This is a genomic window from Asticcacaulis sp. YBE204, assembly GCF_000495855.1.
GTDB lineage: Bacteria > Pseudomonadota > Alphaproteobacteria > Caulobacterales > Caulobacteraceae > Asticcacaulis.
Genome location: NZ_AWGF01000005.1, coordinates 137,997 through 163,745, shown reverse-complemented (window position 1 = coordinate 163,745; position 25,749 = coordinate 137,997). Strand labels below are relative to the sequence as shown.

24 protein-coding genes and 1 pseudogene are annotated in these 25,749 nt (G+C 54.3%); 8 read left to right on the top strand and 17 right to left on the bottom strand.

Annotated features, from left to right (window positions below; translation table 11 throughout):
- Nucleotides 1-76 precede the first annotated feature (76 nt).
- Complete coding sequence (locus AEYBE204_RS30270) at nt 77-1,027, bottom strand: DUF4880 domain-containing protein (RefSeq protein WP_023462265.1); 951 nt, start codon at nt 1,025-1,027, stop codon at nt 77-79.
- A 69-nt stretch (nt 1,028-1,096) separates the two neighbouring features.
- Nucleotides 1,097-1,669, bottom strand: coding sequence for an RNA polymerase sigma factor (locus tag AEYBE204_RS30265; RefSeq protein ID WP_023462264.1), 573 nt, complete (start codon nt 1,667-1,669; stop codon nt 1,097-1,099).
- Nucleotides 1,670-1,804: 135 nt separating this feature from the next.
- Between AEYBE204_RS30265 and AEYBE204_RS41085 the strand changes: the two genes are divergently transcribed.
- The 3 genes from AEYBE204_RS41085 to AEYBE204_RS39955 all read left to right on the top strand — a co-directional run bounded on the left by AEYBE204_RS41085 (nt 1,805) and on the right by AEYBE204_RS39955 (nt 2,792).
- A complete protein-coding gene (locus AEYBE204_RS41085) occupies nt 1,805-2,083 on the top strand; it encodes a helix-turn-helix transcriptional regulator (protein WP_035441951.1) in 279 nt (92 codons plus the stop codon).
- Between the two features lie 64 nt (nt 2,084-2,147).
- Nucleotides 2,148-2,465, top strand: a complete 318-nt coding sequence (locus AEYBE204_RS40315; protein ID WP_155908351.1) for a helix-turn-helix domain-containing protein — start codon at nt 2,148-2,150, stop codon at nt 2,463-2,465.
- A gap of 9 nt (nt 2,466-2,474) precedes the next feature.
- Nucleotides 2,475-2,792, top strand: coding sequence for a helix-turn-helix domain-containing protein (locus AEYBE204_RS39955; RefSeq protein ID WP_081724646.1), 318 nt, complete (start codon nt 2,475-2,477; stop codon nt 2,790-2,792).
- A gap of 2 nt (nt 2,793-2,794) precedes the next feature.
- On the opposite strand, the gene AEYBE204_RS30255 is transcribed toward AEYBE204_RS39955, so the two are convergent.
- A complete protein-coding gene (locus tag AEYBE204_RS30255) occupies nt 2,795-4,510 on the bottom strand; it encodes an ABC transporter ATP-binding protein (protein ID WP_052019406.1) in 1,716 nt (571 codons plus the stop codon).
- Between the two features lie 291 nt (nt 4,511-4,801).
- Nucleotides 4,802-5,554: an SDR family NAD(P)-dependent oxidoreductase gene (locus AEYBE204_RS30250; protein ID WP_023462262.1), complete on the bottom strand. Its 753-nt coding sequence runs from the start codon at nt 5,552-5,554 to the stop codon at nt 4,802-4,804.
- 116 nt (nt 5,555-5,670) lie between these two features.
- Between AEYBE204_RS30250 and AEYBE204_RS30245 the strand changes: the two genes are divergently transcribed.
- Nucleotides 5,671-6,579 carry a LysR family transcriptional regulator gene (locus tag AEYBE204_RS30245; RefSeq protein ID WP_023462261.1) on the top strand — a complete coding sequence of 303 codons (909 nt, stop codon included), beginning with the start codon at nt 5,671-5,673 and terminating at the stop codon, nt 6,577-6,579.
- A 694-nt stretch (nt 6,580-7,273) separates the two neighbouring features.
- Here AEYBE204_RS30245 and AEYBE204_RS40855 read toward each other — a convergent pair.
- Nucleotides 7,274-9,259 carry a hypothetical protein gene (locus AEYBE204_RS40855; RefSeq protein WP_023462260.1) on the bottom strand — a complete coding sequence of 662 codons (1,986 nt, stop codon included), beginning with the start codon at nt 9,257-9,259 and terminating at the stop codon, nt 7,274-7,276.
- Between the two features lie 586 nt (nt 9,260-9,845).
- On the opposite strand from AEYBE204_RS40855, the gene AEYBE204_RS39950 reads away from it, so the two are divergent.
- Genes AEYBE204_RS39950 through AEYBE204_RS30225 form a run of 4 tightly spaced genes read left to right on the top strand, consistent with a single transcriptional unit; the run spans nt 9,846 to nt 12,835 of the window.
- Nucleotides 9,846-10,220, top strand: a complete 375-nt coding sequence (locus tag AEYBE204_RS39950) for a hypothetical protein (RefSeq protein ID WP_155908349.1) — start codon at nt 9,846-9,848, stop codon at nt 10,218-10,220.
- Between the two features lie 4 nt (nt 10,221-10,224).
- Nucleotides 10,225-11,553 carry a nucleoside 2-deoxyribosyltransferase gene (locus tag AEYBE204_RS30235; RefSeq protein ID WP_023462259.1) on the top strand — a complete coding sequence of 443 codons (1,329 nt, stop codon included), beginning with the start codon at nt 10,225-10,227 and terminating at the stop codon, nt 11,551-11,553.
- A complete protein-coding gene (locus tag AEYBE204_RS30230; protein ID WP_023462258.1) occupies nt 11,550-12,173 on the top strand; it encodes a 7-cyano-7-deazaguanine synthase in 624 nt (207 codons plus the stop codon). Before AEYBE204_RS30235 ends, AEYBE204_RS30230 begins: the two co-directional genes overlap by 4 nt.
- Nucleotides 12,170-12,835, top strand: coding sequence for a hypothetical protein (locus AEYBE204_RS30225; RefSeq protein WP_023462257.1), 666 nt, complete (start codon nt 12,170-12,172; stop codon nt 12,833-12,835). Before AEYBE204_RS30230 ends, AEYBE204_RS30225 begins: the two co-directional genes overlap by 4 nt.
- 52 nt (nt 12,836-12,887) lie before the next feature.
- On the opposite strand, the gene AEYBE204_RS30220 is transcribed toward AEYBE204_RS30225, so the two are convergent.
- The 12 genes and pseudogenes from AEYBE204_RS30220 to AEYBE204_RS40970 form a co-directional block, all read right to left on the bottom strand.
- The gene (locus AEYBE204_RS30220) at nt 12,888-13,613 is read right to left on the bottom strand and encodes a M48 family metallopeptidase (RefSeq protein WP_023462256.1); all 726 of its coding nucleotides are present in this window, start codon (nt 13,611-13,613) and stop codon (nt 12,888-12,890) included.
- Complete coding sequence (locus AEYBE204_RS30215; RefSeq protein ID WP_031230528.1) at nt 13,610-16,867, bottom strand: type I restriction endonuclease subunit R; 3,258 nt, start codon at nt 16,865-16,867, stop codon at nt 13,610-13,612. Before AEYBE204_RS30215 ends, AEYBE204_RS30220 begins: the two co-directional genes overlap by 4 nt.
- A 9-nt stretch (nt 16,868-16,876) precedes the next feature.
- Nucleotides 16,877-17,737 (bottom strand): DUF4868 domain-containing protein, encoded by an 861-nt coding sequence (locus tag AEYBE204_RS30210; RefSeq protein ID WP_023462254.1) that lies wholly within the window; start codon nt 17,735-17,737, stop codon nt 16,877-16,879.
- Nucleotides 17,734-18,267, bottom strand: a complete 534-nt coding sequence (locus AEYBE204_RS30205) for a hypothetical protein (RefSeq protein ID WP_023462253.1) — start codon at nt 18,265-18,267, stop codon at nt 17,734-17,736. Before AEYBE204_RS30205 ends, AEYBE204_RS30210 begins: the two co-directional genes overlap by 4 nt.
- Complete coding sequence (locus AEYBE204_RS0120270) at nt 18,260-19,486, bottom strand: restriction endonuclease subunit S (protein ID WP_023462252.1); 1,227 nt, start codon at nt 19,484-19,486, stop codon at nt 18,260-18,262. The genes AEYBE204_RS30205 and AEYBE204_RS0120270 overlap by 8 nt, the downstream gene beginning before the upstream one ends.
- Complete coding sequence (locus AEYBE204_RS30200; RefSeq protein WP_023462251.1) at nt 19,483-20,523, bottom strand: virulence RhuM family protein; 1,041 nt, start codon at nt 20,521-20,523, stop codon at nt 19,483-19,485. Before AEYBE204_RS30200 ends, AEYBE204_RS0120270 begins: the two co-directional genes overlap by 4 nt.
- Complete coding sequence (locus AEYBE204_RS30195) at nt 20,524-22,032, bottom strand: type I restriction-modification system subunit M (protein WP_023462250.1); 1,509 nt, start codon at nt 22,030-22,032, stop codon at nt 20,524-20,526.
- Nucleotides 22,029-22,571 carry a restriction endonuclease subunit S gene (locus AEYBE204_RS30190; protein WP_023462249.1) on the bottom strand — a complete coding sequence of 181 codons (543 nt, stop codon included), beginning with the start codon at nt 22,569-22,571 and terminating at the stop codon, nt 22,029-22,031. The genes AEYBE204_RS30195 and AEYBE204_RS30190 overlap by 4 nt, the downstream gene beginning before the upstream one ends.
- Before the next feature lie 167 nt (nt 22,572-22,738).
- Entirely contained in the window at nt 22,739-24,013 is a 1,275-nt protein-coding gene (locus tag AEYBE204_RS30185) for a site-specific integrase (protein WP_023462248.1), read from the bottom strand.
- Complete coding sequence (locus AEYBE204_RS39530) at nt 24,000-24,656, bottom strand: site-specific integrase (protein ID WP_155908347.1); 657 nt, start codon at nt 24,654-24,656, stop codon at nt 24,000-24,002. The genes AEYBE204_RS30185 and AEYBE204_RS39530 overlap by 14 nt, the downstream gene beginning before the upstream one ends.
- A 40-nt stretch (nt 24,657-24,696) precedes the next feature.
- Nucleotides 24,697-25,209: pseudogene (locus AEYBE204_RS41080) on the bottom strand (integrase arm-type DNA-binding domain-containing protein); the annotation flags it as partial.
- On the bottom strand, nt 25,181-25,303 hold the full coding sequence (locus AEYBE204_RS40970; protein ID WP_023462245.1) for a hypothetical protein: 123 nt from the start codon (nt 25,301-25,303) through the stop codon (nt 25,181-25,183). The gene AEYBE204_RS40970 and the pseudogene AEYBE204_RS41080, both read right to left, overlap by 29 nt.
- Nucleotides 25,304-25,749: the final 446 nt, after the last annotated feature.

Here is a 25,749-nt window from a genome sequence, read left to right as displayed (position 1 = left end):
CCCTTTTCATGTCACTTCCGTGACGCCGGGGTTTCAGTCGTGCGACGAGACTCGAACCATCAAGCCATCGTATAAATTATTTGGTCAGTACCACAGTGCCCTTGCCGTCATCGAGCGCGACCACCCCAAAGCCATCCTTTAGCGCCGCCAAAAACGCTTTGGGATCACGGGTCGTAAATCGTCCCCCCAGACTCAGACCGGAAAGAGACGGGTCGGCGATGGACATCTTGCGGTCGAGATAGCGATTATATTCGTTGACGGCGGCCTCAAGCGTCTGTCCGTGGAAGACCAGTTCGTTCGATTTCCACGCCGTCACCTGATCGATGGCCGTATCGGGAAGGGCGCGAACCCTTTGTTGTCGGTCGTTGGCGAGCGCCGCCTCCCCCGCCTTCACCTCGGTTTGTCGCGCGCTCAGACCAGACGCGCGGCGCGACCTAACCGTGCAACGGCCTTTAATGACAGAAAGATCTAAGACCTCGCCGCGAAGGCGGGCGTTCACCTCGCCCGAAGCCATTGACACCGCGCTGTTCGGCGCGATGAGCAGGCATTCCTGGACGGTCGCCGGAACCCGAACCGAAATCTCGCCGCGTCGCAGCGTTATTTCGACGGTCGCGCTTTTGCGCCATTCAACATGGGTATCGGTATTCAGGTCCAGAATGATGTCGTCAGGCAATGAAACGGTTTTCCGCCCCCCCACCGCTGTGGTCGCCGAAGCTTTCGCGGATTGTACCGCAAAGAGCGAGACGCCGGCGACACCCGCCACCGCCAGGACGCCGCCCCCGCCCAAGAGAAGATTTCGTAGTCCACGTGCCGGCGGCTTATCCAGCTTCGGCTTCAGGGCCGGCTTCGTGCGGTCAAGCATCTGAGTCGTCGAGACGATCTGGGCAAAGGCCACCGCCCGACGCGGATCGGCGGCGCGCCAGGCCTCAAATGCCGCTTTGTCCACAGACCCGGAATCCATACGCGCCAGCCACTCGGCCGCCTCGTCCTGAAGCTCCTGCCACGATGGTTGTCCTTCGCCCGCCACCCGCTAAACCTTCTCCCTTGCCGCGGCTGTTTCGCCGCAGTCATTTATAATGCGATTGTCAGGAGGCGTCTATTCGGCGTGTATAACGGACGATGGCGATTCAACCTCAGCTTTGTCGGCGGGTGGGATCATATCGCGCAGGTCGCGGGTCAGCATAGCGAGGCCGCGCGTCAGGTGACGTTCGACAGTCGTGACCGTAATGCCGAGATGAGCGGCGATGTCGCGCGGAGCCATGTCCTGAATGCGACGCAGGGTTACCACCTCACGGCACCGGCGCGGCAGCTTGGCCAACGCCGCCATGACCGCCGCCAATTCCTCTTTACCCGACAGCCGCTGGAACGGGTCAGGGCCGAGATCGGCAAAGACCAGCGTCTCATAATCGGGAAAGGCCTGCATCGGCACGATACGCTGCCGTTTTACCCAGTCGAGGGACCGACAATAGACGATGCGCGTCACAAAGGCTTTGGGATTACGTGCAGCGCGCCACCCCTCCCCGCCTAAGACTTCGGCATAGGCGTCTTGCACGATATCATAGGCTACTTCGCGATTGTTCGTCAGTCGCGAAGCCACGGTCAGATACACGCGCTCATAGGGCATGACCTGATTGCAGAGCCAGTGATCGACGTCGCGAAGCCAGGTCATGTTGACACGTTCCAGATGAGTGAAGTTTTAACTCGTGCGCGAAAGTCAAAGTATGTACTTAAATACATATCAACGCAACACGATTATAGGTTTTAACCTATAGATGCATGCGAGCGTATCGTCATCCTAGGACGGATGAATGTTTTTCTTCTCGTTGGGTGGAGGGTGAAGCAATTGCGATTGGCCAGAGGGCTGTCGCAAGACGAACTCTCCTCTCGATTAGGTGAAGTGACGCAAGGCTACATCAGTGAGCTGGAGAACGGCAAAGGGAACCCTACTCTGCAAATTCTGTATGCTTTGTCGCGTGTTTTCGGCGTTTCGTTGCCGGAACTTGTCACCGCAGATGGGGTCCCTCCAGCGGTTCTAAACACTCCCACTCAACGACCGTCGAGTAGAATGGATTCAACTGAATAAGGCCCTCACCCAATTATAGGTTATAACCCATAGAGTTGCGCTTACTCATTCGCATCATGTGCGAATGAATTTTCGTCTTATACTCGGCTGGAATGTGAGAAGAGGTAGGATTGCGCTAAAGCTATCCCAAGAAAAGTTTGCCGCGGCGGCTGAGATCGCCGATCAGCCTACTGTTAGCGAACTTGAATGCGGTGAGGGCAATCCTACGTTCAAAACTTTGGAAGGGGCCGCAACAGCGCTTTCCATCACCGTTCCACAGTTATTCGATGTAGAAGGAGTGCCGAACGAAGTAATCTCTGCCGCGAAAGGGAAAACTTGGTCTGGCGACGAAATTCGCGCATTAACCGCCAAGTATTTGAAAAATAAAACCACAATCGATTGAATATATTTAATGAACGTTCAAGCACTTGTTGGTTGGAATGTCGCTCGCTTGCGAATTAAGATGAAGATGTCCCAATCCGAATTGGCCAAATCTTGCGGTTGGGTTGATCAAGCTTATATTAGCGGTCTAGAAAACGGCAGACGCAATCCGACGGCCATCTTGTTATATGTCGTATCATCAGCATTGGGAGTACAAGTCGGCGAGCTGTTTTCTACAATTGGTGCTCCGGCCATGTTTTTAGATGGCCCAGTGAAGATGAAAAACACTGAATCGCGTCGACGGAAAATGCCGGGAAATGAGAGCGCTCAAGATGTGACATGGCTATGAGATCACTGCTGCCAATGCCGACGGTATGATGGATGTCTCTTGCAAAGGTCAAAATGGGTACCAATAGCTGAAATTGTGCCTTCTTCAATGAAGATTATTTGGTCCGCTGATTTCGCGACCTCTGGTTTGTGCGTAATGAAAAATTTTGTCGAGTGCTCAAAAGTCTCTGATTTCAATAACAAAAGGACTTTTTCCTCACTTTGAGCATCAAGCGCGGATGTAGCCTCATCAAGAATAAGCACCGGCGCGGGGATACCGGTCAGTCGCGCCAATTCGAGCTTCTGTACCTGTCCGCCCGAAAGCGTCGTACCTTGCTCGCCAACTTCGACGGAGAGATCCAGCGGTCCGGTCTTGTCCATGAACCGCCATGCTTTTAGCAGATCGCTGAGATAATCAAGTGTTTGCTGGCTGGGTGGGTAAAGCCCATTCTCAGCTAAGGATCGGTTGAGAAGTTCAGACCGCTGCGGAACGTACATCGCGTATTGATGGCGCCAGGGATAAGGAATATCGGCCAACACTTGCCCGTCGATTTCAACACGGCCTGACTGCGGCTCAATGATCCCGGCAATGACCTGCGCCAAAGTCGATTTTCCCGATCCGTTAGCGCCCACAATCGCGACGAATGCGCCGGGCTCGATGTCGAGATTGAGGTTTTTGAGGATAGGACGGCCGTCGGCATATCCAGCCGACAGGTTTCGCAGTGTGATCCGGGCTGGCCCAGTCGGCGGGGCTGGTGCCACAGGCTGGATGTCACCTGTCCGTCCCAATTCCTTGACACGCCCTATGTTGGTCAGCGCTACGCCAGCCTGATTCAGCGTGTAACCTAAGCCGCTCAACGGCATGACCAGCCGTAGGGCATAGGTATGCAACATTATGAAATCGCCTGCCGTTATGCGATGAGCCAGGACATCGCCTGCGCCCCAACTGAGCAAGGTCAGGAGTCCTGCGCCGAGTACCACGAACTGCATCCCATACAGTCGGACCAGAGACCAATTCATTCGCTCAGTCGCCCGACGTCTGGCAGATAGTCGATTTAGCGCAGCCGTCGTCTCGGGTTCGACCATTCCATTGAAAGCGATGCGGCGCGAATTGCGTAATAGGTCTGCGATCAATCCTGAGGCTGAGGCTTGGGCATGACACATCGCTCCTACCGCCGCGACATGCCATGTGGCCGTTATCCGGGTTACCGCAAAATATCCGATCAGCGTGCTGGCCAGAACAAAAGCATATGATGATGTAATCACATGTGAAACGAGGATTAGGCTGAATCCGACTTGAAGCAGAAGCGGCACGACCCGCCATAGCACACCGTCCATCACCGTCTGCAGGCTCGTCGGCAAGCGTTCGATATCAGCGATAACTTGCGCGCTATCGCCGCCTCCCGGGCGGCTCAGTTCATAAAGTTGTGCGCGAAGCGCGCGTTGAATCAGAGTCTGGCAAAGTAGGTCCGTGACCTTTGATGAATAGACGCTGCGCAGATTGGACGCGAGCGCGGCGCCTACCCATGTGCATACAAACCCTACGACCAACCATAGGGCAATATCCCTCTCGCCATTGTCAAAGCCATCGATCAGGAGCTTGAGCAGAAAAGGTGAAAACACACCCAGCCCTACGCCGACCGCCTCAACACTCATCGTCATCGCAACTGGCTTCCAAGCGGCGGGGCCAAGATTCGCGATAGTATTTAATAAATAGAAAATGGCAGATTTCGTGCGCATTGAGACAACGTACGAGCGTCTGTGCAAAATCAGAAAGTTATCATCCGGCTATCACCCGATGATAATTCTTATTTTTAAGTTGCGTTCGCTTGGAACGCGGATACCGCCGAACCTGCTAATGCAGGGCCGCATTATAAGCTTAAAACCGCAAAATTCTCTTCGGCAGTCGCGGAGTGGAGAACTCACTTTGTGACTGCGCAAGGTACACACGTCCCGAACGGCACGGCCGGAGGTCAGCAGGCCACTTGTCGGAAGACGACAAAGGCGCCCGGCGAACCGGACGCCTCATGCCTAGATTTGCGCCTGTCCGCCATCAACGAACAATTCGACACCGTTGACGAAGCTGGCGTCGTCGGATGCCAGGAATAGAACCGCCTTGGCAATCTCTTCAGGACGACCAACCCTGCCGGCGGGGATCAACCCAGCCAGATAGGCCTTTGTGCCTTCTGCCTGGTCACCGCCGCCGAACAGGTCGTTAAGGCCAGCGGTATCCGTCACGCCCGGGCTAATTGCATTGACCCGGATTTGGCGGTCCTTCAGGTCCAGTATCCAGTTGCGGGCGAAGCTGCGAATAGCGGCCTTTGTCGCGGAATAGACACTGAAGGCCGGCGTTCCGGAAATGCTGGTGGTCGACGAGGTAAGCACGATTGCGCCTCCATCCCGCAGAAGCGGCAGAGCCTTCTGGACCGTGAACATGACGCCCTTAACATTGGTGTCGAACGTTTTCTGATAGTGCTCTTCAGTAATCGCGCCCAGAGCCGAAAACTCTCCACCGCCGGCGTTGGCGAAAACCACGTCGATATGGCTGTGCTGCTGTTGGACGGCATCGTACAGGCGGTTGATATCCGCGAGCTTGGCCATGTCGCCGCGTACGCCGGTAATCCGGCCACCGATCGACTTGACCGCAGCATCGAGCGCTTCCTGGCGACGGCCGGTGATAAAGACGAATGCGCCGGCCTCCACGAATGCCTTTGCTGTCGCCAGGCCGATCCCGCTGGTGCCGCCGGTTACGACCACAACCTTGTTTTCGAATGCATGTGCCATTGTCTTGTCTCCATGTTTGCCGGCCTGATCGCCACTGACAGGAAGAAGATAATTTCAGAACGATACTGGCTGTAGTCTGCAAATATGCTACTTATCGTTCCATATAGAGAACGATATTGCGCAGCGATCTGAATGATCTGGCTTATTTCGCCGAAGTAGTCACTCACGGCGGCTTTGCCGCTGCCGGGCGAGCCTTGCGCGAGCCGAAGTCGAAACTCAGCCGGCGGATCGCTGCGCTGGAAGAAAGGCTGGGCGTGCGTCTGATCGAGCGCTCCAGCCGCAGGTTTCGCGTGACGGATGTGGGTCAGGTTTTCTATCAGCGCTGTCGCGCCATGCAGAATGAGGCGGAACAGGCTGAGGCGCTTGTCGCGGAGGCCCAGACTGAGCCGCATGGACTCATCCGTTTCAGTTGCCCGACCGGACTGGTCGAAACCATCTCCTCGCACGTGGCCGGCTTCCTGGATCGCTACCCCAAGGTTCGCCTTCAGCTCATCGCCACGGATCGGGCGGTTGATCTGATTGCGGAGCGCATCGATCTGGCGTTACGGGTCAGGTTGTCACTCGACAGCGATGCTTCGCTCACTATGCGGACACTCGGCCAATCAACGCGTATTCTTGTAGCCGCCCCACACTTGGCAGGCCGGATTACCGAGATCGAGCAGCTAACGGCCTATCCCCTCCTCGTATCCAGTGATGATCAGGACGAAACCGACTGGCCGCTTGAAACGGACGACGGTCGAACAAAACTCATCCGACATTCCGCGCGAATGGGCTGCGCAGATTTCGGGGCACTGCGGTCCGCGGCGATAGCAGGCATGGGCGTCGCCTTCTTGCCAGATCATGTCTGCCACGAAGCGTTGCAAGATGGCAGTCTGGTCCGCGTCCTGCCGACATGGCGCGGCCGCCAAGGCATTGTTCACCTGCTCTTTACAACCCGGCGTGGGCTGCCACCGGCCGTGCGCAAACTGATTGATCATCTGGCCGCCGGTTTTCCAAAGAACGCGCTCAGCGGGGGCAACGGCTGAATTGCGCGGATATTGTTGAAAAGGTCGGATTTTCAGTAAAGTGATTGAAAAAATTGACCCACCAGGCCTATCGAGAATTTTGACGCGAGGGGAGACCGACTGTCAGGAGTAGTCCGCCTCCGTTGCTCTCCTGGGCCATTCAGCCGGGAGGCAATTGACGTAGACGAAGTGCAGTAAAAACTAGAGCATCGGCGACAGGGCGTAAGGTGTGTAATAAAAACAGACCTGTTCGCGTACATTACCTGTTACGCTCGGTCATTGTTTAAGGCTGGAAATACAACGCTTTGCGCCAGCCGCCAGGCACCTGATCTTCCCCGTTGATGGCGCAAACCGGGGTGACGTGTCAAGTTATTCCCGATCTGTTCCGCCCACGTGACAGAATAGCCACTTGGAAGGGGTAGAATGGATTTCAACTTTTTGGGCCTGAAACGGCTAGACGTTCAATTTGAAAATTGCCCCTTTCGGAGCATCGCCCTGGATCTACACTGAATGTCACGCCAATCATTCGTCAGGCAGTTAATCCAGCCCACTCAGCTAAGTGACGGGGAACGGTTTTTCCCGTCACTTAGCTGGCCGGTTAGGAAAGATTGCGAGTTATCGGGAATGGTCGCGCGCAGCAAGTCATGAAATCGCCGCGACCATTAGTGCGCTCCTGGACTGTACATGGGTAGAGCGCTCGTCCGACAAACATCTGTCATGCCGCCTCCCACACCCGGTTCAAAATCTGGGCTGCGAGCGCAGATTTGTCCTGGGGGAGGAAACGGCCATAGTGTTGGGCGACCATATCTGGCGTGTCCTGAATAGCGTAGCTCGCCTGTTCGTATGAACCGGTCTGCTTCAGGATGTGAGTCGCCAGCACGTCCCGCACGTTGTGAGGCCCATGTGGCAACAAGCCTTTGATGGCACCTCGTCGCGTGTAGGGATTGTAAATCCCATAGCGCTGGATCGTTAGTCTCCAGGCCTCGTAAAAGGTGGTTTGATTGTATGCGGCTTCCGCGCTGCTCTTCTTCGCCGTCTTTACGAAAAAGGTGCCAGGATCGACCGATGGCCCAATCAAGGTTGCCCGGTGCCGGTCGATGTAGGCATCGATCCAACCATATAGACCGCCAAGATCGGGGAGCATCAAACGAAACGGCTTCGCACCAAAAAACGATGACGTTGCGTTTTTGAAGGCGATGGCTGGGATCATTACCTCCCAGCCATTTTCGCGAGCACTCCAGCGAATTTCGCCGCGCTTCATGTCCTCAAGCTGCCGCTCTGATCGTGGCATTTGATGCCGCGGACAGACCATTAATTCTCGCAGGTTTTTCTGTCGCAGGCCGAGATGCAAGCCAAGCCGTAGCATAAGATAGGCTCGGACCGCCTCAGCTGCCGACTTAGGATAGCGCTGTTCATCGGGCATCAGTCGCAAAATTTCTTCGGTGATTTTCCGATACTCGGCCACCGGACTTTCAGCCTCCAGAATGGGTAAGATTGGCTCGAACGGGTCGCGATGAACCCGAGCCACGCGTTGAATTTCCTTTATGCGATTGCGCCCATGGCGATACATCATGTCACAGGCGGCGTTCCAATCACGCCTGGCGGCCAGTATATCCTTCTGCGACACGAGGCCCGGCAACACACATAGGTGGTCGCCTAGCTCGGGGTTCTGCCTTAACCACCCGGTTTCTTCGCGAACCAATGAGAGACCGACGACGAGCATATCAACTTCCCAGGCGGTATAGAAACCTCGCCTCGTTTCACGCCATTGCAGGTACCAGTCCCATACGGCCGGAAAGAGAAGCAAAGCAAAGGTCAGCGATTTCATAGTCGCGCCATAACCACGCACGGGACCGCTCTTAGAGGCAACCAATGCACCAAACATCAAACCCAGGTGCTCGACTTTCTGCGCGGCGGTTTCCCGACCCCAAACACCGTTTCGCTGAAGTCCAAACGCAGTGAGAGTAGACGTCTTGAATTGCAGGAGCTCGCTCATTTCAGCTTCCAGTCTGGCCGGCGCCTTCACACTGCCGACCAGGGCTTCCTCATCACGGTCGCTTTGAGTTTCATCCTCTGGGGCTGAATCTGGAATCTTTCTGCCACTCCGAATGCCACGAAATCGCAAACCAAATCGATGACGGGCAGCTGCGGCTTGGTAGCGGCGGTACTCCGTCGAGCCCATGATGATATTTCGTTTGACCCACGCTAGAATTTCTTCCTGCTCTTCAATTGGTCGGAAAATGAAGTCGTCCGGCAAATGCCAGGCGTACCTGCGTTGTTCCGAGGGCGAGATGTCCTCAAGGACGTGGCCCCGCGCTGCCAAGTTCTGCCTTGGTACACGAGCCTTGAAGTAGTAGTTTGGAAGCCCATAGCGACGTTCGATGCGATGCAGTATTTGGAAGCTTTGCACTGTCAGAGGAATAGCCTCGCCACTGCACCATTTCCGGATTGTGTGCGGATCTAAAGTTGCTTCCGCGTCCGAAACGGCCCGACATAAATGCCGACCGCTGTCGCCATGACGCTTCATATGGAGCGTCATGGCGTTGGTAAAACTGTCGGGGTCTTTCCATTCCGTCCACTTTGGCTGTGGAAATTCGATAACTGGTTTGGCCCTCCTGCCGCTTCGACGAATAGCGCCTTCGGTAGTCGGCAAAGCAGGCGCCCGTTTCTTAGGAGCGACAGGCCCCTCTTTCAACGACATTGGGGGACGGCCCCTTCGCTCGCCCTCGGTCGCTTTGTCGTCAGTGCAATTTGCTCGAACTGCGCTAACCAGCCTATCAAACAGTGGCAGAAGATGTTCACGCACTTGGCGCAAAACCCGTTCTTCGAGTCCAGACTCTACCGCAACAATTTTCAGGTCTAGGCCGCCGCGCTTCCCGGGTGGAAGCCGGCCACTCTTCAATAGCCGGATCATGTAGGCTTGCAATATATCAACTTCCCGAGGCGGCAGCACCGGCGCCACTCGCAGCTGACAGAAATTGGATATCATTCGGGCGGTAAGTTTAATTCTTGGCTTCATTGGCTCTCTCTGAACAAAAGCCTGCTAGCTAGTTCGGCCAAACTGTCCGCTCAACCGATTCCAGTCCGCGTCGCCTTAAACCTGTGAACTTCTGCCTCCACATCTCCGGCCCTGAACGCAGTTGAATTACGTCATGGCCTCGGCACCCCTCCAAGGAAAGGAGGAGCGGATCATATAGCGGGCCAAGTCAATGAGCCTATTGCAAACTCCTTCGCCACGGTTCAATCTCAGGTTCGAATCAAATATAATAAAACCAAAGAGGGCTGTTATGGGGAGTAGTGGTTCTGGAAGCTTTTCCGACTATTCTGGAAAAGAAAAGCAGGGACAAGGAAGCGGCTCATCCGGTGGCGGCAGCGGTGACGACTTGTGCCGCCAAGCTTTCCATGCTGGCCTGGAAGATGTATCACACTACGATTTCTTTTCAAAGAGCCGTGGCGTGCCGGCGCCAGGAACAGCCTTAACGCTGGCTCATAAGGGCCGTATTATCGCTGTCGATCCAAGCGGCGTCAGCGTCGGTGCATTACCTACAAAGTTTAACTACTTGGCTGGCTGTCTACGTGATGGCATCCAATACACAGGCGTCGTGGTCAGTTCGTCAACTTCACCGGTCCCTCGTGTAGACGCCGATTTCGTGCCCGTCTAAGGCCATGCTCGAAGACACTATACTTATCGTGGGCGAGATTTGTGTCGACTTTTCTCTAGCGACAGACCGTAGCCCGGTGAAAATGCGGCTTGGCGGCATCGTTCACGCGGCTCGTGGCTTGTGGGCTTGCGGGATAAAATATGCGGTTGCAACCGTTTGCCCCGAGTATCTGGTCGATGAGGCTGAAGGTTATCTCGCAAACCATGGATGCCACGAGTTCATTAGGCTCGGAGATCTCCAGGGAGCGCCAAATGTCATAGTGATCGGTGATGTCCGAGAAATCGGTCATCAAGGCTACGAAGACATATTGCGCGAACGCAAAAAAGTGCAGCTTTTCGATATAAAAACGCAGGCCGGTCAATATAATGACCTGGTAATCTTTCCGGGCGCGTTTGACCTTACCGCCGTTTTAGACGCAATCCATCCTACCTCGAAGGTCACCATCGACATTGCGTATGACATCGCCTCGCTCGAAAAAATGAACGCGCTGGCCGGTCGTGTCACCCGGATCGTAATCTCAACATCCTCGGAGCTATTCGCATCCGTCGCATCCGACGATTTATCTCCACTGTTGGCGGCATCGAAAAGCCTCGGGGCCGAACATCTCCTCCTGAAGGAGAATCGTGGCGGAAGTCGGCTTTTCGATCTTGTCGCAGGCACAGTGACGGAATTGCCAGCAGTCCTTGGGAACACCGTGAACTCCGTCGGCGTGGGAGATGTATACACCGCTGTCTTTGCTGCTGTCAGTCGTCAGAACACGGTCGACGCCGCGTGGCGCGGGATGCAAGTTGCAACCCGGTACGCTCAGACCACTTTTCCCGACGATTTACGACGAGATGTTCAGCGTGAACTAATGCTATCCACGGACGAGGTTCGCGCGCTTGGTGGCACAATTCTGCCTTGGCATGAGCGGTCACAATTTGAGATCTACCTCGCTGCGCCAGATTTTTCATACATAGAAAAGCCGGAAATTGAGGCGGCATTGTCATCGTTGCAATACCACAATTTTGTGGTGCGCCGCCCTGTGCAAGAAAATGGCGAAGCGGACCAACACACTCCGTCTCATACGCTTCAATCCTTCTATCGCAACGACGTCAAATTACTCAATAATTGTTCGTTGGTCTTTGCGATTCCTCTACAGCGCGACCCAGGAACCCTTGTCGAGATAGGAATGGCGATAGCTTTAGGCAAACCAGTTGTTACGTTCGATCCGAGAAGAGAGAACAATAACACAATGGTAATATGCGGCAGCAACACGTATTCTGCCGATTTAGATGAATGCCTAAACGCATTATTTCAATGCCTATCTTCAATCCGGAATAGACGGTCATGAAGGCGGCAATACTATTGGCATCCGGCGGGTTAGATTCGACTACGGTTGGCTACAAGCTTGCTGAAGATGGATTCTATGTCCTGCCCATTTTCTTTGACTACGGGCAACATTGCGTCGAGACGGAGTGGGCCAAGGTTCGTGAAGTATTGCCGTCTCACTTCGAAAAGCCTGAACGCAACACCATTTCAGACCTATTCAGAGGATCGAGCTCCCGATTAATTGCAGAGGCCAATCTATGGGAAGACAAAGTAGTTGATGATGACCTTTATGTTCCATACCGCACCCTTCTCTTCTACGCAGCGGCGGCCGCACGGGCACAGACACTGGGGATATTGAGCGTTTATACAGGCTTCATAAATAGCAATCACGCCAAGGAAATTGATTGCACAGCCGAGTTTATGAACAAGCTCGACGGACTTTCAGAGGAGATCGGACCTGTAAGATTTGTATCGCCGTTTAGATATTGGTCAAAATTCGAGGTGACGCAGGAAGCGCTGCGCCTGGGAGTACCGATAGGAAAGACGTTTTCTTGCCAGGCCGCGAGTGAATTGCCATGCGGCGCTTGCCCAAATTGCGTAGAAAGGTTAGCAGCCCTGCGGCAAGCAGGATTACTGACATGAACCCAAATTTCGCTGGTAGCGATCCGATCGACATTCTTGCCGGTGCGAGACGGATTGCTGACTATGTCAATTCAGAGGGCATGTCGGTCGGATCTTACGGCGTTCGTGGCCATTGCGACCACATAGGGGCGGTTCTGGCCGACTGCACTTTACAAGCGGGCCTCAATTACGCAAAAGTTGTTCGTCCGCGCGTCGACCGAATTCTGGAGCGCTTTCCCAACGCTGATACTGTTTATGCTCTCACAGGAATCGTCGAAGCGGGTGAAACCGCAGACTTCCTGAACTGGAGCCACCCATTAAAAGCGTCTCGGTTTGAGCGAATGGTTTATTTTGTCCATGACGCCGGTATTTCAGATGTGAATTCTTTGAGGGTTCGGCTATTGGAAGATCAGTTTTGCGTGTGCCTGCAAGAACTTCATGGTGTCGGGCCCAAAACTGTAGACTATATGGCATGCATCGTTGGCATAGAATCCATTGCCGTTGATCGGCATATTCGCACCTTTGCAAAACGTGCAGGCATCGAAGGCACAGACTACAACTATCTTAAGTGGACTTTCTGCTACGCGGCAGATTTGCTATCTGTGCCTCGCCGGGATTTCGATTCATGGATTTGGAATCGGGAATCTAGCCTAAATTCAAAGCAACTCAGTTTGGCTTTCTGACCCAGTCTGCTAATCGTCTGTCATCAATATTGGCTGAGCAAACTTGTCCTTATCATTCAACCAGTAGCATTTCCGCAAGGCTATCCAATTCAGATTTTGCACTTTGCCAACCAGGCATGTGCCGGTCCAGAAGATCATAGAAACGCTTGCTGTGATTGTGCTCCAGCAGGTGACAAGCTTCGTGAATAATGACGTAGTCAATGCAATGACGCGGCGCCTTTATAAGTGCCGGATTGAGATGAATCTCGCCCTGGGGCGAACAACTGCCCCACTGGGTCGCCATCGTTATCAATTTCAGTGGAGGCTTTGCGTTCACCCAGGGTAAGACCGAAGTCCAGTGCGCGAGTTTCCGTGCAAAATAGTCCTCGGCCCGATCATGATACCACTGTCGTAGCCGATTTCGCACCACAGCAGGGTCGTTCGAATAGGTCGCAACCTCCAACCGCCCACGGGTTAATTTGACCGAGGACTGCGCTATCGGCGCCGCACTGATGATCAGCTTGTAGCGGCGTCCGAGGTAGAAATGGCTCTCCCCGCTGACATACTCGCGAGGCAGAGACAGGGCGCGGGAAGCAACTGCGGATTTAAGATGCCTAAATACCCAACGTGCCCGCTGCTGGGCTGCCTTCTGTATTTCGTCCGCCGACTTGCCCGGCGGCGCTTCGATCTCAATGGCGCCATCCGGATAAACATGAATGCGGATTTTGGCGGTGACGGACGAGGTCTCCAGGACATCGCAATGAGCCATTTCGTCGCCGTAACGGATCATTACCTTCATGAGGCGTGATCTCGCGCGATGCCAACCCGCGTGATCTCAACGACTCTATCCGTAATGGTCTTTGCACGGTCCAACCCAGTTAGCGCGTACAGGCGAGGCAAAATGGTTTTCCGTATCGCGGTTTCGATATTTTGCGGGTTTAGGGAATTTTCAGCCACGGCATTGCGCACAGCACCTTCGATGTCCAATGCCGCCGTGACATACTCACCTTGCTGATCTCCCATTACTACATCGTCTCCGACTTCCAACCGCATCACGCCAAAATAGGCAGTGGCATGCCCGCGATTTTCAAGGGCTGAAGGCTGTCCTTCCACCTTCCTCGTTTTCAGCTTCTCGTCGAGGTCCTTGAACAGGATGTATTGCTTATAGGGATGGTCGAACTGCGATGAAGCCTCGGCAATGGCCTGCTGCAACAATTGTGAGAAGTAGAGCTGTGCGTAGGGATCGTCCGCCAATGCCTGTTCGATGGTCTTGCGGACCCTTGAACGGATTATGTCGGTTTCATTCCGTGTCTTCTCAGGCGTCCAGCTCTCCGGTGGAGTCTGTTTGCCAAGGTCATTGACGATAAGGACACCGCCAACACCCTTAACATCCTCGGCAATCACGTAGCGATCGACTAGCTTGCGGATCTGATCTTCGTAGGTCGTGAAATCGACTGTTTCCTGGGCGTCTTGTCTGACTATCTTACGTAAACTAGTGAAAAATTTGAGGTCGCGCTTGTAGGTCGCGATCTGTTGCTCCGAAACGGAGCCGTCCTCGAAAAAGGACCTCGAACCAAGTGCGATACGCAGACACATGCCAAAAGCAGTGAGTGCCTCATAGAAGTCTTCACGTGCCTTCTGGTTGATATCCACATCGCTCTGGTCGTCCACCCGAGGGACGAGGACTCGCCGATATTGCTCGATGTCGGACCTGTTCTTGACCGACGAAAAATGGCTCCACAGCTCCGCATGCAAGGCCGGCAGGCGCTTATATTCCGTGCTGACATTGGTATACAGATTTTCGATGTCGTCAATTTCGAACCCGCCCTGGGTTTTTTCAGCCAGGTTCTGGTATTCTGTCAGGGCGGTATCCAGCGATTTCAGGATGCCCCGGTAATCGATAAGCAGTCCATAAGGCTTCTGTTCGTGCAGTCGATTGACCCGTGCGATCGCTTGGATAAGGTTGTGCTGCTCTAGCTTTTTGTCGATATACAAAACGGCGTTTCGCGGTTCATCAAAGCCCGTCAGAAGCTTGTCCACGACGATCAGAATGTCCGGCCGGCCCTCCGTCCCGAAGTCTTCAATGACCTGGCGTTCGTACTCTTCTGGCTCGATTTTTACGTTGTCCATCCACCATTGAAGCACTTCGGGCAGTTCAGCTTCGTCAACTTCGGAATGTCCTTCGCGTGTGTCCGGCGGCGAGATGACTATTGCGCTGGAGACAAGGCCTGTAGCGTCTAGGGCCTTTTTGTACCGGATGGCGGAGCGTTTTGCATCCGTCGCCAATTGGCCCTTCAGGCCCAGGTCCATGTCTTTGAAATTGGTCTTGAAGTGTGTGGCGATATCCAGCGCGATCAGTGCGATGCGATTATCGGAACCATAAACCGGCCCCTTGGTGCCGAATTTTTTCTTGAGATCATTCTTCTGGTTTTCCGACAGGCCGTCGGTGATTTTCTCGAACCAGTTATCAATGGCCTTTTCGTTGACGTTGAGGATCGGCTTACGCTCTTCATACAAGAGGGGCGTTACCGTCCCATCGGCGACGGCGTCCTGCATGGTATAAGCGTGCACGATACGGCCGAACTTGTTGGCCGTCTTGTCGTCCTTCAGCAGCGGTGTCCCGGTAAAAGCCACGTAGGCGGCATTCGGCAGGGCGCTGCGCATGCGCTCATGATTTTCGCCGCCCTGGCTACGGTGGCCTTCGTCAACCAGGACAATCATGTCGGGGGTCGCATTGTGGCACTCGGGCAGCTTTGCGGCGCCGGCAAACTTGTTGATGATGGTGAAAATGATCCGCTCGGTGCCCCGGCCTATGCGCTTTGCCAGATCCCGGCCCGATTGAGCCTTCGCCCCGGCCGCGTCTTTGCTGTCATAACCAAAGGCGCCCCCGGTCGCGAAGTTGGCCGCTAATTGTTTCTCAAGATCACGCCTATCGGTCACGGCAATTATGCGGCAGGCCTTTAGATCGTCGTCGATCAGCAGCGCCTTGCACAGCAGAACCATCGTGAAACTCTTGCCGGAGCCTGTTGTATGCCAGATGACGCCGCCGTCACGACCGCCGTCCGGCCGTATACCCTTGATGCGAGCCAACAAGGCCTTGATGCCAAAATATTGGGGGTGGCGCGCAACGATCTTGCCGACCTTTCTATCGAACAGGACATAGGTGCGCACGAAGTCAAGCAGCCGCTCCGGCGTGCACAGACTGATCAGCAGCCGGTCCTGAGCGGTGACCGCTTGGTCATCACTCCACAGATGCTGAAAATGGTGTCGTACCTCAGACACGTGATTTTTGAGCATTTCCGCGCGCGGATCGATTGATAGTGCGTCGTTCTTGATGGCGACGAAATGATCCTCAGTGAAGATTTCCTCACGCCATTGCGACCAGAACTTTCGCTCCGTCCGCGTCGTGGCGTAGCGGCCGTCAGTCATGCCGACGGACATTAGGAGTTGCGCATAGGCGAAGAGGTTGGGAATCTCCTCTTGGCCCTGGTTGCGTAGCATTTGGCTGATGCCCTCTTCCACCATAGGCTTGTTGGTATTTCCGCTGTCGGGGCGCTTAGCTTCGATGACCAGTAGCGGGATGCCATTGACGAAACCGACAATATCTGGCCGGCGCGTATGGGTGCCGGCGACAGAGAGACACTCAAACTCCTCGGTCACAATAAAGCTGTTGGTCCGCTTGCCCCATTCGATAATCGGCACGGTGACGCTATGTCTCTTGCCGTCGACGAATTCGGTGACGGTGATGCCCAGCGTCAGGGCGTTGTAAAGTTTCTCATTGGCCTTCAGCAGGCCTTCGTTGAGGGCCGGGGCTGACAGGTCGCGCACAATCTGGTCGATGGCGTTGGTCGACAACGGATAGGCTTTTCCCTTGTAATCAAAGGTACGACGACGCAGTTCCTCGACCAGAACCGTGCGAAGAATGACACCCGTATTGCCCCCGCGCGCAGTGAGGCAATCGGCGGCCGACATATAAGACCAACCCAGGGAAACTAATGTGGCCAAGGCAGGTATATGCGCGCTGTAGAGTTCAGCAGTATTGGGGGTTAGCATGCTCCCCACCTAAATTGCGCGCTTGGAATTGGTGACGTAGCGCTGACCACTCAGCGGTGCCTCATAGAGGCTATCATCCAGAAACCGGAAAAACTGACGCGCCAGAGCCTTGTCTTCAGGCACTTGAAGAATGCCGTTGTCGAGAACCAAAGCAAGCCCGGTCGCGGCGGCCCTAGTTTGAATTTCCTGCGACGTGTGCTGATCCAGAACACCGGAATACATGACTTTGTGTATCAGCTTTCGCAGCGTTTGCGTCGCCTCTTCCTTGAACGCAGCCAAGTGGGCGATGTTGATAGAAGCATGAGCTGCAATCGCATCGATGTCTGCGTCGGTGGCCTCTTGATAAAACTCGGTTAGTTCAAAAATGGCACGCAGATTATGATAGCTGTCGAATTTGATTAGACCGTTCTCAACGACGCAGCACAAACTGGCGCCCAACGTAAAGGCAGGCTCGGTCAATTCACGGAAATTGTTTTCATGCAGCAGCAAAGCGCGCTTGCGATTGAGCAACTGCATCCCAGTAAAACGCTGTACGAGCAGTCGCTGCGCTCCATCGTTACCAGCCACGGTGAACAACGCCCTGATGTTTTCCGCTTCAAAGTGTGCGGTATCAATAACCGGCAATGCCAATGCGTTCCCAGTCGCAACGGCAATGATGTTGGCAACTTCCTGCGAAACGACGAGGGTCAGAAGCTCATCTTCGTCGGGGTTCCAATCCCCGTCAAAGGCCACTTCGTTTGGGCGTCCGGCACGGAAGGCGTTTTCCTGATTAAGGAAGAGCGCTTCAAGTCCATTCTGAACCGGGTTGGTCATGGGGATACGTTTGACCGCGTTCCCGTTGTTAGTTTTGCAATAGGCCAGAAGGGTCATGCCGACCTCCCGTTATCTGAAAGATCAATGACGATGTATTCGGTCAATTGCCCGACAGTCAGGCATTGTCGAGCGGAGCGTAATTCCATCTTGGTTATAAGCACGTAGGCTACACCTTCATCGGTGTTCACTTTGTAGAAATGCCACCCAAGCAACCCCAGCAGCGGATTAAAATGGTAGCCATAGCCAGTACTGATCACGAGTATAAAAATGATCATTGTCGGAATAAGAATATGCCAGTTGAGATCGCCAAATTGCGCCGTGAACAACGGCGAAAGATAGAGCAAAATGAAGGTGATATATTCCCGGTCTGCCGCTTCAATTGATGTCACTTTGAATTTGGAGCGCTCCAAATGTTTGCGACAGTAACGCAGCAGTGAAACCATGATAACAATGAGCACAATGGCTAAGGCAACCAACGCCAGCGCCACCAACGACTTGCCATCCGTGTACACCACCCAGGCGTAAACCAGAGCCACCGGCGCGAGGGATGTTCCTGTCAGCATGAGCTTCGCCAATTTGCTAAGCACGGGCAGCCTCCTTCGTCGCGACCTTCACGCGGCGCATGCCGGTCAATAGCTGCTGCATCAGTGCCTGTTTTTCTTGGCGGAGAGCGGTCAGCTGAGCGCTGAACCCCTTCTCTTTCAGTTCCGCAGTGTCGATTAGATTGCTGATCGCTCGTTGTTCGTCGAGCGGCGGCACCGGCACTTTGATCTTGGCAAATTCCTTCCACCGCAGGCTTCCGCGCCTATCGACCGACGCATTGGTAGCAGCGGCAAAGATTTGGCGATAGTGGTCGGTCTTCAGCAGTTTGTAGAGAAACCTATCTTCAATTCTATCAGTCGCCCGAAACACACAATAGATGGGGCTGACGATCCCGACATCACAAATGTCCTGGTAGCCGATAGAACCTTCCTCAACGTGGTTTGAGGGAAAGCCAAAAGTGCCACGCCGCATGACTTTGTAGTTAGAAGTATCATCACTGTAGACCTTCTTATTAAAGTAACTCAGCGATTCAACCATGCCGTCATATTTAGAGCATGACAGCACCGGAACATCAGCGTGGTCCAAGCCTCTTTCCGATACCTCCACGGCAACATTACTCATTGCAACGTTATGCCACTCCCCCGAATACCCAGGCAGGCGCTTCTTGCCGATCAGGAGCGACTGCATCAACGCTTTTTTCTGCCCGCGGGCATTGGTGATCAACGCTGCAACTGTCTCAATCGCCCGGTCCCAAGTGGATAGGATTTCGGCGATTCTGCGCTGCTCAGGGAGTGGGGGGTATGGAAATTCGAAAATTTCAATGTCAGCGATATTCAAGCCAGGCTGAGCTCCGCCCTTGATAGCGCGATAAACAGCCGTTTGCCCGAATCGACTTTCGAGCAACGCCCGAACGTAGCCAGGATCATTTTTGCTTGGATCAACGGCGATCCGGGCTGTTGTCTGTGTAATGTTTGCGCCATCCAACCATTCAGGGACTGCTGCTACCTTACCGGTTCCAGCTCCCACGATAGTAAGCAGCAAATCTTTTGGGCGTACTTTCGAGCGGCGATATGGGCGGTCAATCTCTATTGAAACTCGAAAAAATTCTTCGATTGGCGCCCAGCCAAACGAATAATCTTTGCCGCGAATGAGAGGGATTCCACCTTCTTCAAACGCTCCCGGCTGAACGATGCCGTAGCAAATCTTACGGTCTTTTTGTACCACGTGCTGCAATTGCTGTAGTTTCCATCCCTCAGGAATCATGACCCTGCGCCTTTCCCATTTGCAGTCCGTGGCTTCGAAGCTTCCAGGGCCTTGGCCTTACTAACCGCCTCAATGAAATGCTGCTCGACTGGCCTGGGTTCGTTGATCGCGCGAATGTGCCAAGCTTCATATTCAGCCTCGACCTTGATTGCGGCAGCCTTGGCGGTCACCCTGCCGGCGCCAGACAGGAGAGGATGGTCGCCAAGCTTGAGGAAGTCATCCAGTTTCGAAATCCAGTCCGCCATGTGCATAGGCTTGCGGTTTTTCGCCATGCTTTCGGCGAACTCAAGAAACGCCACCGTTATACGGTTGAGCATCCCCATCTCATCCGGCGCCAGATAGTTTTTGGCGACCTGTGCATCTGCCTTAGTCGGCATTTGTCCGCGCTTTTCGCCCGTCCAGCTTGTGAGGCCCATCATGGGCTTCGCCGCGTCGGCGCGCGTCATCTTTGTTTCCGCCGCCGTTTGACCGTGCGCGGCATGGTGCATCTTATTCTGCACCGTCTGGAAAAATTGCTGGCTTGCCTCATCCCGGGGATCGTAATCCACGCTGGTCGCGTAGATATCGAGCACCTTTTTGTAGAAAAGCTTTTCCGATGAGCGGATGTCGCGAATTCGCGCGAGAAGCTCTTCGAAATAGTCGGCGTCTGGGTTCTTGAGCTGGTCGTCGTTCATGACGAAGCCCTTGACCAGATATTCAGACAATGCGGCCGATGCCCAGCGGCGAAACTGCGTACCGCGCGGACTGCGCACGCGGAAGCCGACAGCCAGGATAATGGGAAGGCTATAGAGTTGGATTGCGCGGGAAACCTGCCGTTTGCCCTCGGTTTGAACTGTCAAGTTTTCTTTGACAGTTGCCCTCGGATCGAGTTCGCCTTCTTCAAATATGTTCCTGACGTGCAGACTGACGCTCTGTTTCGTCGACTGGAAAAGTTCAGCCATGTCGGCCTGAGAGAGCCACACAGTGCCGTCCCGCGCCTGAAGCGAAATTTGAGTTTGACCGTCTTCGGTCTGGTAAAGAATGATCTCGCCGGCCATTTAGTAACCCAATTCTTTGAGATAACCGTCCATCTTGTCTTCCAGCGCGGCCAGTTCAGCTTTCAGTTTCAGCCGCTCTGCACGAACCGCCATTAGGTCGATCTCGGCTTCCTCTTCGAACGTCTCCACGTAGCGGGGGATGTTGAGGTTATAGTCGTTCGCCGCCAGTTCTTCAGGCGTGGCGAGGTAAGCATATTTCTCGACGGATTGACGCGAGCGGTAGGTTCCAACAATCTTGGCAATGTGGTTTTCGTCGAGTTGGTTTTGGTTCTTCCCCGACTTGAATTCACGGCTGGCGTCGATGAACAAGACATTCTTGTCCTTCTTCGTCTTACGCAGGATCATGATACAAGCGGGAATGCCGGTTCCGTAAAACAGCTTTTCCGGTAGGCCGATGACGGCATCGAGCAAGTTTTCCTCGATCAGCTTCTGGCGGATACGCCCCTCGCTTGAACCGCGGAACAAAACACCATGCGGTGCCACGACCGCCATGCGGCCGGTTTTTGGCTTCATCGTTTCGACCATGTGCAGGATGAACGCGTAATCACCCTTGGTCTTCGGCGGTAGCCCGCGCCTAAACCGGCCGAATTTGTCGGCCTCTGCCGTATCCACGCCCCACTTATCGAGGCTGAAGGGCGGATTGGCGACCGCAACATCGAAATGCTTAAGCCGTCCGTCACCATCCATTAGCTTGGGGTTACGAATGGTGTCACCCCATTCAATGCGGTGATTGTCTTCGCCGTGCAGAAACATATTCATCTTGGCAAGCGCCCAGGTGCTGCCGATGGATTCTTGCCCATAGAGCGCATATTTGCGCGAGCCATTGTACTTGGCCTGCACCTGGCGCGCACATTTCATAAGGAGAGAGCCGGAGCCACAGGTGGGGTCGCAGGCCTCTTCACCTTCGGCCATATCCATGATTTCAGCCATGAGTTCCGAGACTTCCGGGGGCGTGTAAAACTCACCGGCTTTGCGACCGGCATCGGCGGCAAAATTCTTGATCAGATACTCATAGGCGTTACCAATGATATCGAGAGTACCGATACGCGACGGACGCATATTGAGTTCGGGCTTGAAAAAGTCCTCTAATAGGTGCCGGAGGAGGTCGTTCTTTTGGCTTTCCTCGCCCAACTTGTTGGAATTGAAGCTGATATCCTGGAAAACATCGCGAAGTTTGCCGACGTTGGCGTCTTCTATGGCATGGAGCGCCTTGTCGATACGCTCGCCGTTGCCGGCCTCGTGCCGGTGATCATAAAGCGAATAGAAGTTGGCGGAATCGGGAAGTACAAAGCGCTCATTGCTCATCAATTCAGCGATGAGATCAGGAGTATCTCCATACTGCTTTTTATAGCTGTCCCAGTGATCCTGCCAAACATCGGAGATGTACTTCAGGAAGAGCATCGTCAGGACATAGTCTTTGTAGATGTCCGGCGACACTGTACCTCTAAAGGTATCGCAAGCTGCCCACACAGCCTTGTTGACCTGATCCTGTTTAATCTTGTCGTTCATAGTCCAGCCTCCGCACTTCCGGCCAAGCCAAGAGCCAGAGCCTCTAATTGTTGATCACGATTCTTGATTAAATTATGCAGCAGTCGTCGCTCGACTCGGGCCGCGTTACTCAATTCAATGATAGCCTCTTGCTCCTGAAGCCTCGGAATTGGAACCGCAAGCATCTCGACGACCTCGCGTCGGATATTCAAAATGCTGCTTCCCGTCGCGGAGCGCTGCAAGTAGGACTGCGCGGGTCGCTGGTTCATGTACCAGGCTAAATATCCCGGCAGACATGGGGCGCCCTTGGCAAGGCGGATTACGAACAGATTGGGCGCGCAAATGCCCGGTCCGGGTACGTCGTCAACTACGGCAGCGACATTGCGAACACCGCGCGTCGTAAACACGACATCGCCCAATTGAAGGAAATCAGGTAGGCGCTTGCCGGGAGGAACCACTTTGATTGCCCCCGGCCAATCGACGCCGGACTCAGCACTTATGTCGCGCATCTGAATGAGCGCAACCTCTCCCGCCGGGAGATCGTCAATAGCGCCGCGCATGGGGTGTCCTGCAGACACCTCGGCCAATTCTCGCAAACATGATATTTTTGCAGTAGCGCTCATACCGCGATATATATGGCCAGTCAGTTAGGGAGTCAAATTTTAATTTTGCGGTAGCTTCCATACTGCGGTTTTTGACTTCCCCCCGGCCAACTATTTCCATTTAGTCAAATTGTGACTCCATCAATCAGGTCGCTGATTTGTTGTGCGACATCGACAAGGTGGCTGTCGTCGAAATGCGTGTATCGGGCAGTGCTGTCTATTCTAGCATGGCCCAGCAACCGCTGGATTGTAGGCAACGGAAACGACATTCGGGCCGCCTGGCTTGCATAGCTATGCCGAAGATCATGAAGCCGGATCACGCCCAGCTTTGCCTCGCGCTTCATGCGACACCAATAGGCATCGATATCTATGCCTGTGCCATATTGCCCCTTAAAGACCAAATCTGCCGGCTTTCCACGCTTGAATCCCGCCAAAAGGTCTTGTGCCTGGGAGCACAAATGCACAATGCAGGCGCCGGTCTTGCTATCATCGAGATAGATGCGCGAGCCTCGAACCTCTCCCCATGTCAGTCCAACGATTTCGTCTTTTCGGCAACCGGTCAGCATAATGAGCAATAACGCCGCGCAGTGCGCCGGACGGTGTTCTCGGCTCGCCGAAATGACCTCACCCAGTCTGGCAAACTCATGCTCATTCAGAAACCGCTCCATCTTGCGGCGCGGGTTGGCCTTGATCAGGCGGCAAGGATTACTACCCTCGGGCCGAAGTCCCCACTCCTCGGCCTTTCGCATCACGGCCTTTAAGCGTTCAAAAGCCCGATTAACCGCACCCGGCCCACCACGGCGGTTACACAGCACCATCCATTTCGCGACGTCCTCATGGGTGACCTCGTCGATACCTTTGTCAATAAAAGCGTCGGCGAGGTATAGTCGGCGATATTTGTCCTCCGTGTGCTGGCTGCTCGGCTTCCACTGACACCACATCACCTTCCAGTAGTCCTCGAGATAATCCTGGAACATCGGCAGCGTCCGCGTCCGCTTGCGTTCGTCGGCCAGGTTCCGGTCGGGGTCTGAATGATAAATGCAGCGCCGAGCGACATCGAGCGCGGTTTGCATGTCAATGACTTTGGCATTGCCAATCGTGATCGTGCGATTGCCGGTTATTGCCGGATACTGGACAATGAACATCTCACGTCCGGTGGCGTATTCGCGCACGCCGAAACCGGGCTGCTCCTCGAACCAGACAGTCTGGCGCTCTGGTATGGAGTTTCGCCCAGCCGTTGCAGCGGCCTTGCGACGAGGCACCGGCCTTCGCAGCGGCGGGCGGGCCTGATGTTCATATGCTACTGAGCGTTCACCATCGGTAACTTTTTGCAGGTCATTTGCGCGTGGCTTGTCAAAGATGTCCAAAAGCCAATCGGAGTCGAGGTCAAGAGCTGACATTTTGCCACCCCATCAGCTTCACGATGGAACCGCCCAGCTTTTCGGCGGCATTGGCAATGCAATCATCTGATAGATGCGCATAGCGCTCGGTCGTCTCTGTCAGGGCGTGCCCAAGTAAACGGCCAATGGCATCGAGGCTGATGCCGTTCTGAATGGCGATAGATGCATAACTATGGCGAAGGTCGTGCAACCGCACATCCGGAAGACCAGCTTTATTGCGGAACTTAGACCAGAAATAGCTCAGGTTTGCCGTCTGGCCTTTCGTGCCGGTGAAAACAAGTTCGTCGTCGGCGCCACGCGGCAACCCATCCAGGATCGCCTTCGCTTGCCGACTCAGCAGAATGGACTTGGGTCCGGTCTTGCTGTCCTTCAGCTCAAGCCGACTATCCGAGATTTCGCCCCAGGTCAGGGTGGCAATTTCGCTCGATCGGGCGCCGGTATGGATCAGCAGCCGGATCGCAGCGACCATGTAGGTATCGTCGCATTCAGTCAGCCGGCGGTGCAACCGTTTCAATTCAGCCGCATTCAGGAAACGTTGCAGCGGCTCCCTTGCGTACCGTGGCACGCCACGCGCCGGGTTGGAGCCCAGCTTGCGCAGGCCAAGACGTTCCGCATATTGCATGACACCGAAGGAGAGCGACATCCCGATTAAAGGCCCCTGGGCGATCCGACATCTCGTCCCGCCAGCGCATGACGTCATGTTTGCGGATGGCAGCGACCTGCATCGTTCCGAAGGCCGGGACGAGCACCTTGCGGATGCTATGGACGTTTGTCTTTTCGGTAGACGGCTTCCAGGCAAACGGCCGATCTTCGAAATACTGTTCGACCAGTTCAGAAAAGGTCGCGACCTTGGCGGCGATCTTCGATCGCTTCGGACGGCTCGGTAGACCTCGCAAGGCGACCTCTTTGAGCCGCTTGCGCGCCCTTTCCCTCGCGTCTTCGGCGGAGACATGCCTCACATCGCCAATTGTCCAATTGCGGGCCACGCCACGCTCAACGTACCTGAGGAACCAACTCTTTCGTCCCGTTATGTAACGGCGCAATCCGAAGCCGGGTAGTTCAGTGTCCCACAAACAGGTCTCGTCCTCCTCGCATCGTCGCCTTGCGACGTGGCCTGTTAGATATAGTTTTTGCGGTTTATCCTTACCAATTTCCGTGACAACATGGTCATCCAGAGAAACCCGATCCAAAAGCACTTTTTACCTCCTGAGCTTCGAAAAGATCAATCTTTTCAAAGATCAGGCCGCCGAGCAGGGCGTAAGGTGTGCAAGCAAAATCGTTGACGATCATAGACACCCGCTTTGCGCTATGATTGGGATCAGCGAATACCTGGTTTGGACAATTGCAGCCCATTAGATACCAGAAGGTACCGTACCAACAGGTACCCACAGGTACCCTTGAAAAAATGCTTGCCTGTTCGAGGCATAGAGGTATCATATGCACGCGCCATATTCCTGCGCTGCCATAGCTTTTCTTCTCTCCTAATCTGAATGCGGCATCCGCCGCTTAGAGAAAGCATGGCCATGTCACAATCTCCGAAACTTTTTCGACAAAATCCCATTGGCCGATTGGTCTCATTCATCGAGACAACGGCATCTGAAATCCATTGGTTTTACTATTGTTGGATCGATCCGATAGTACGCGTTGGGCTTTGGGTTTTCGGCGTCACTTTACTATTAGTCGCCGCGATCCTTCGCTTCTTCATCATGCTACCAATCTTATTCATTCGGCTTTAT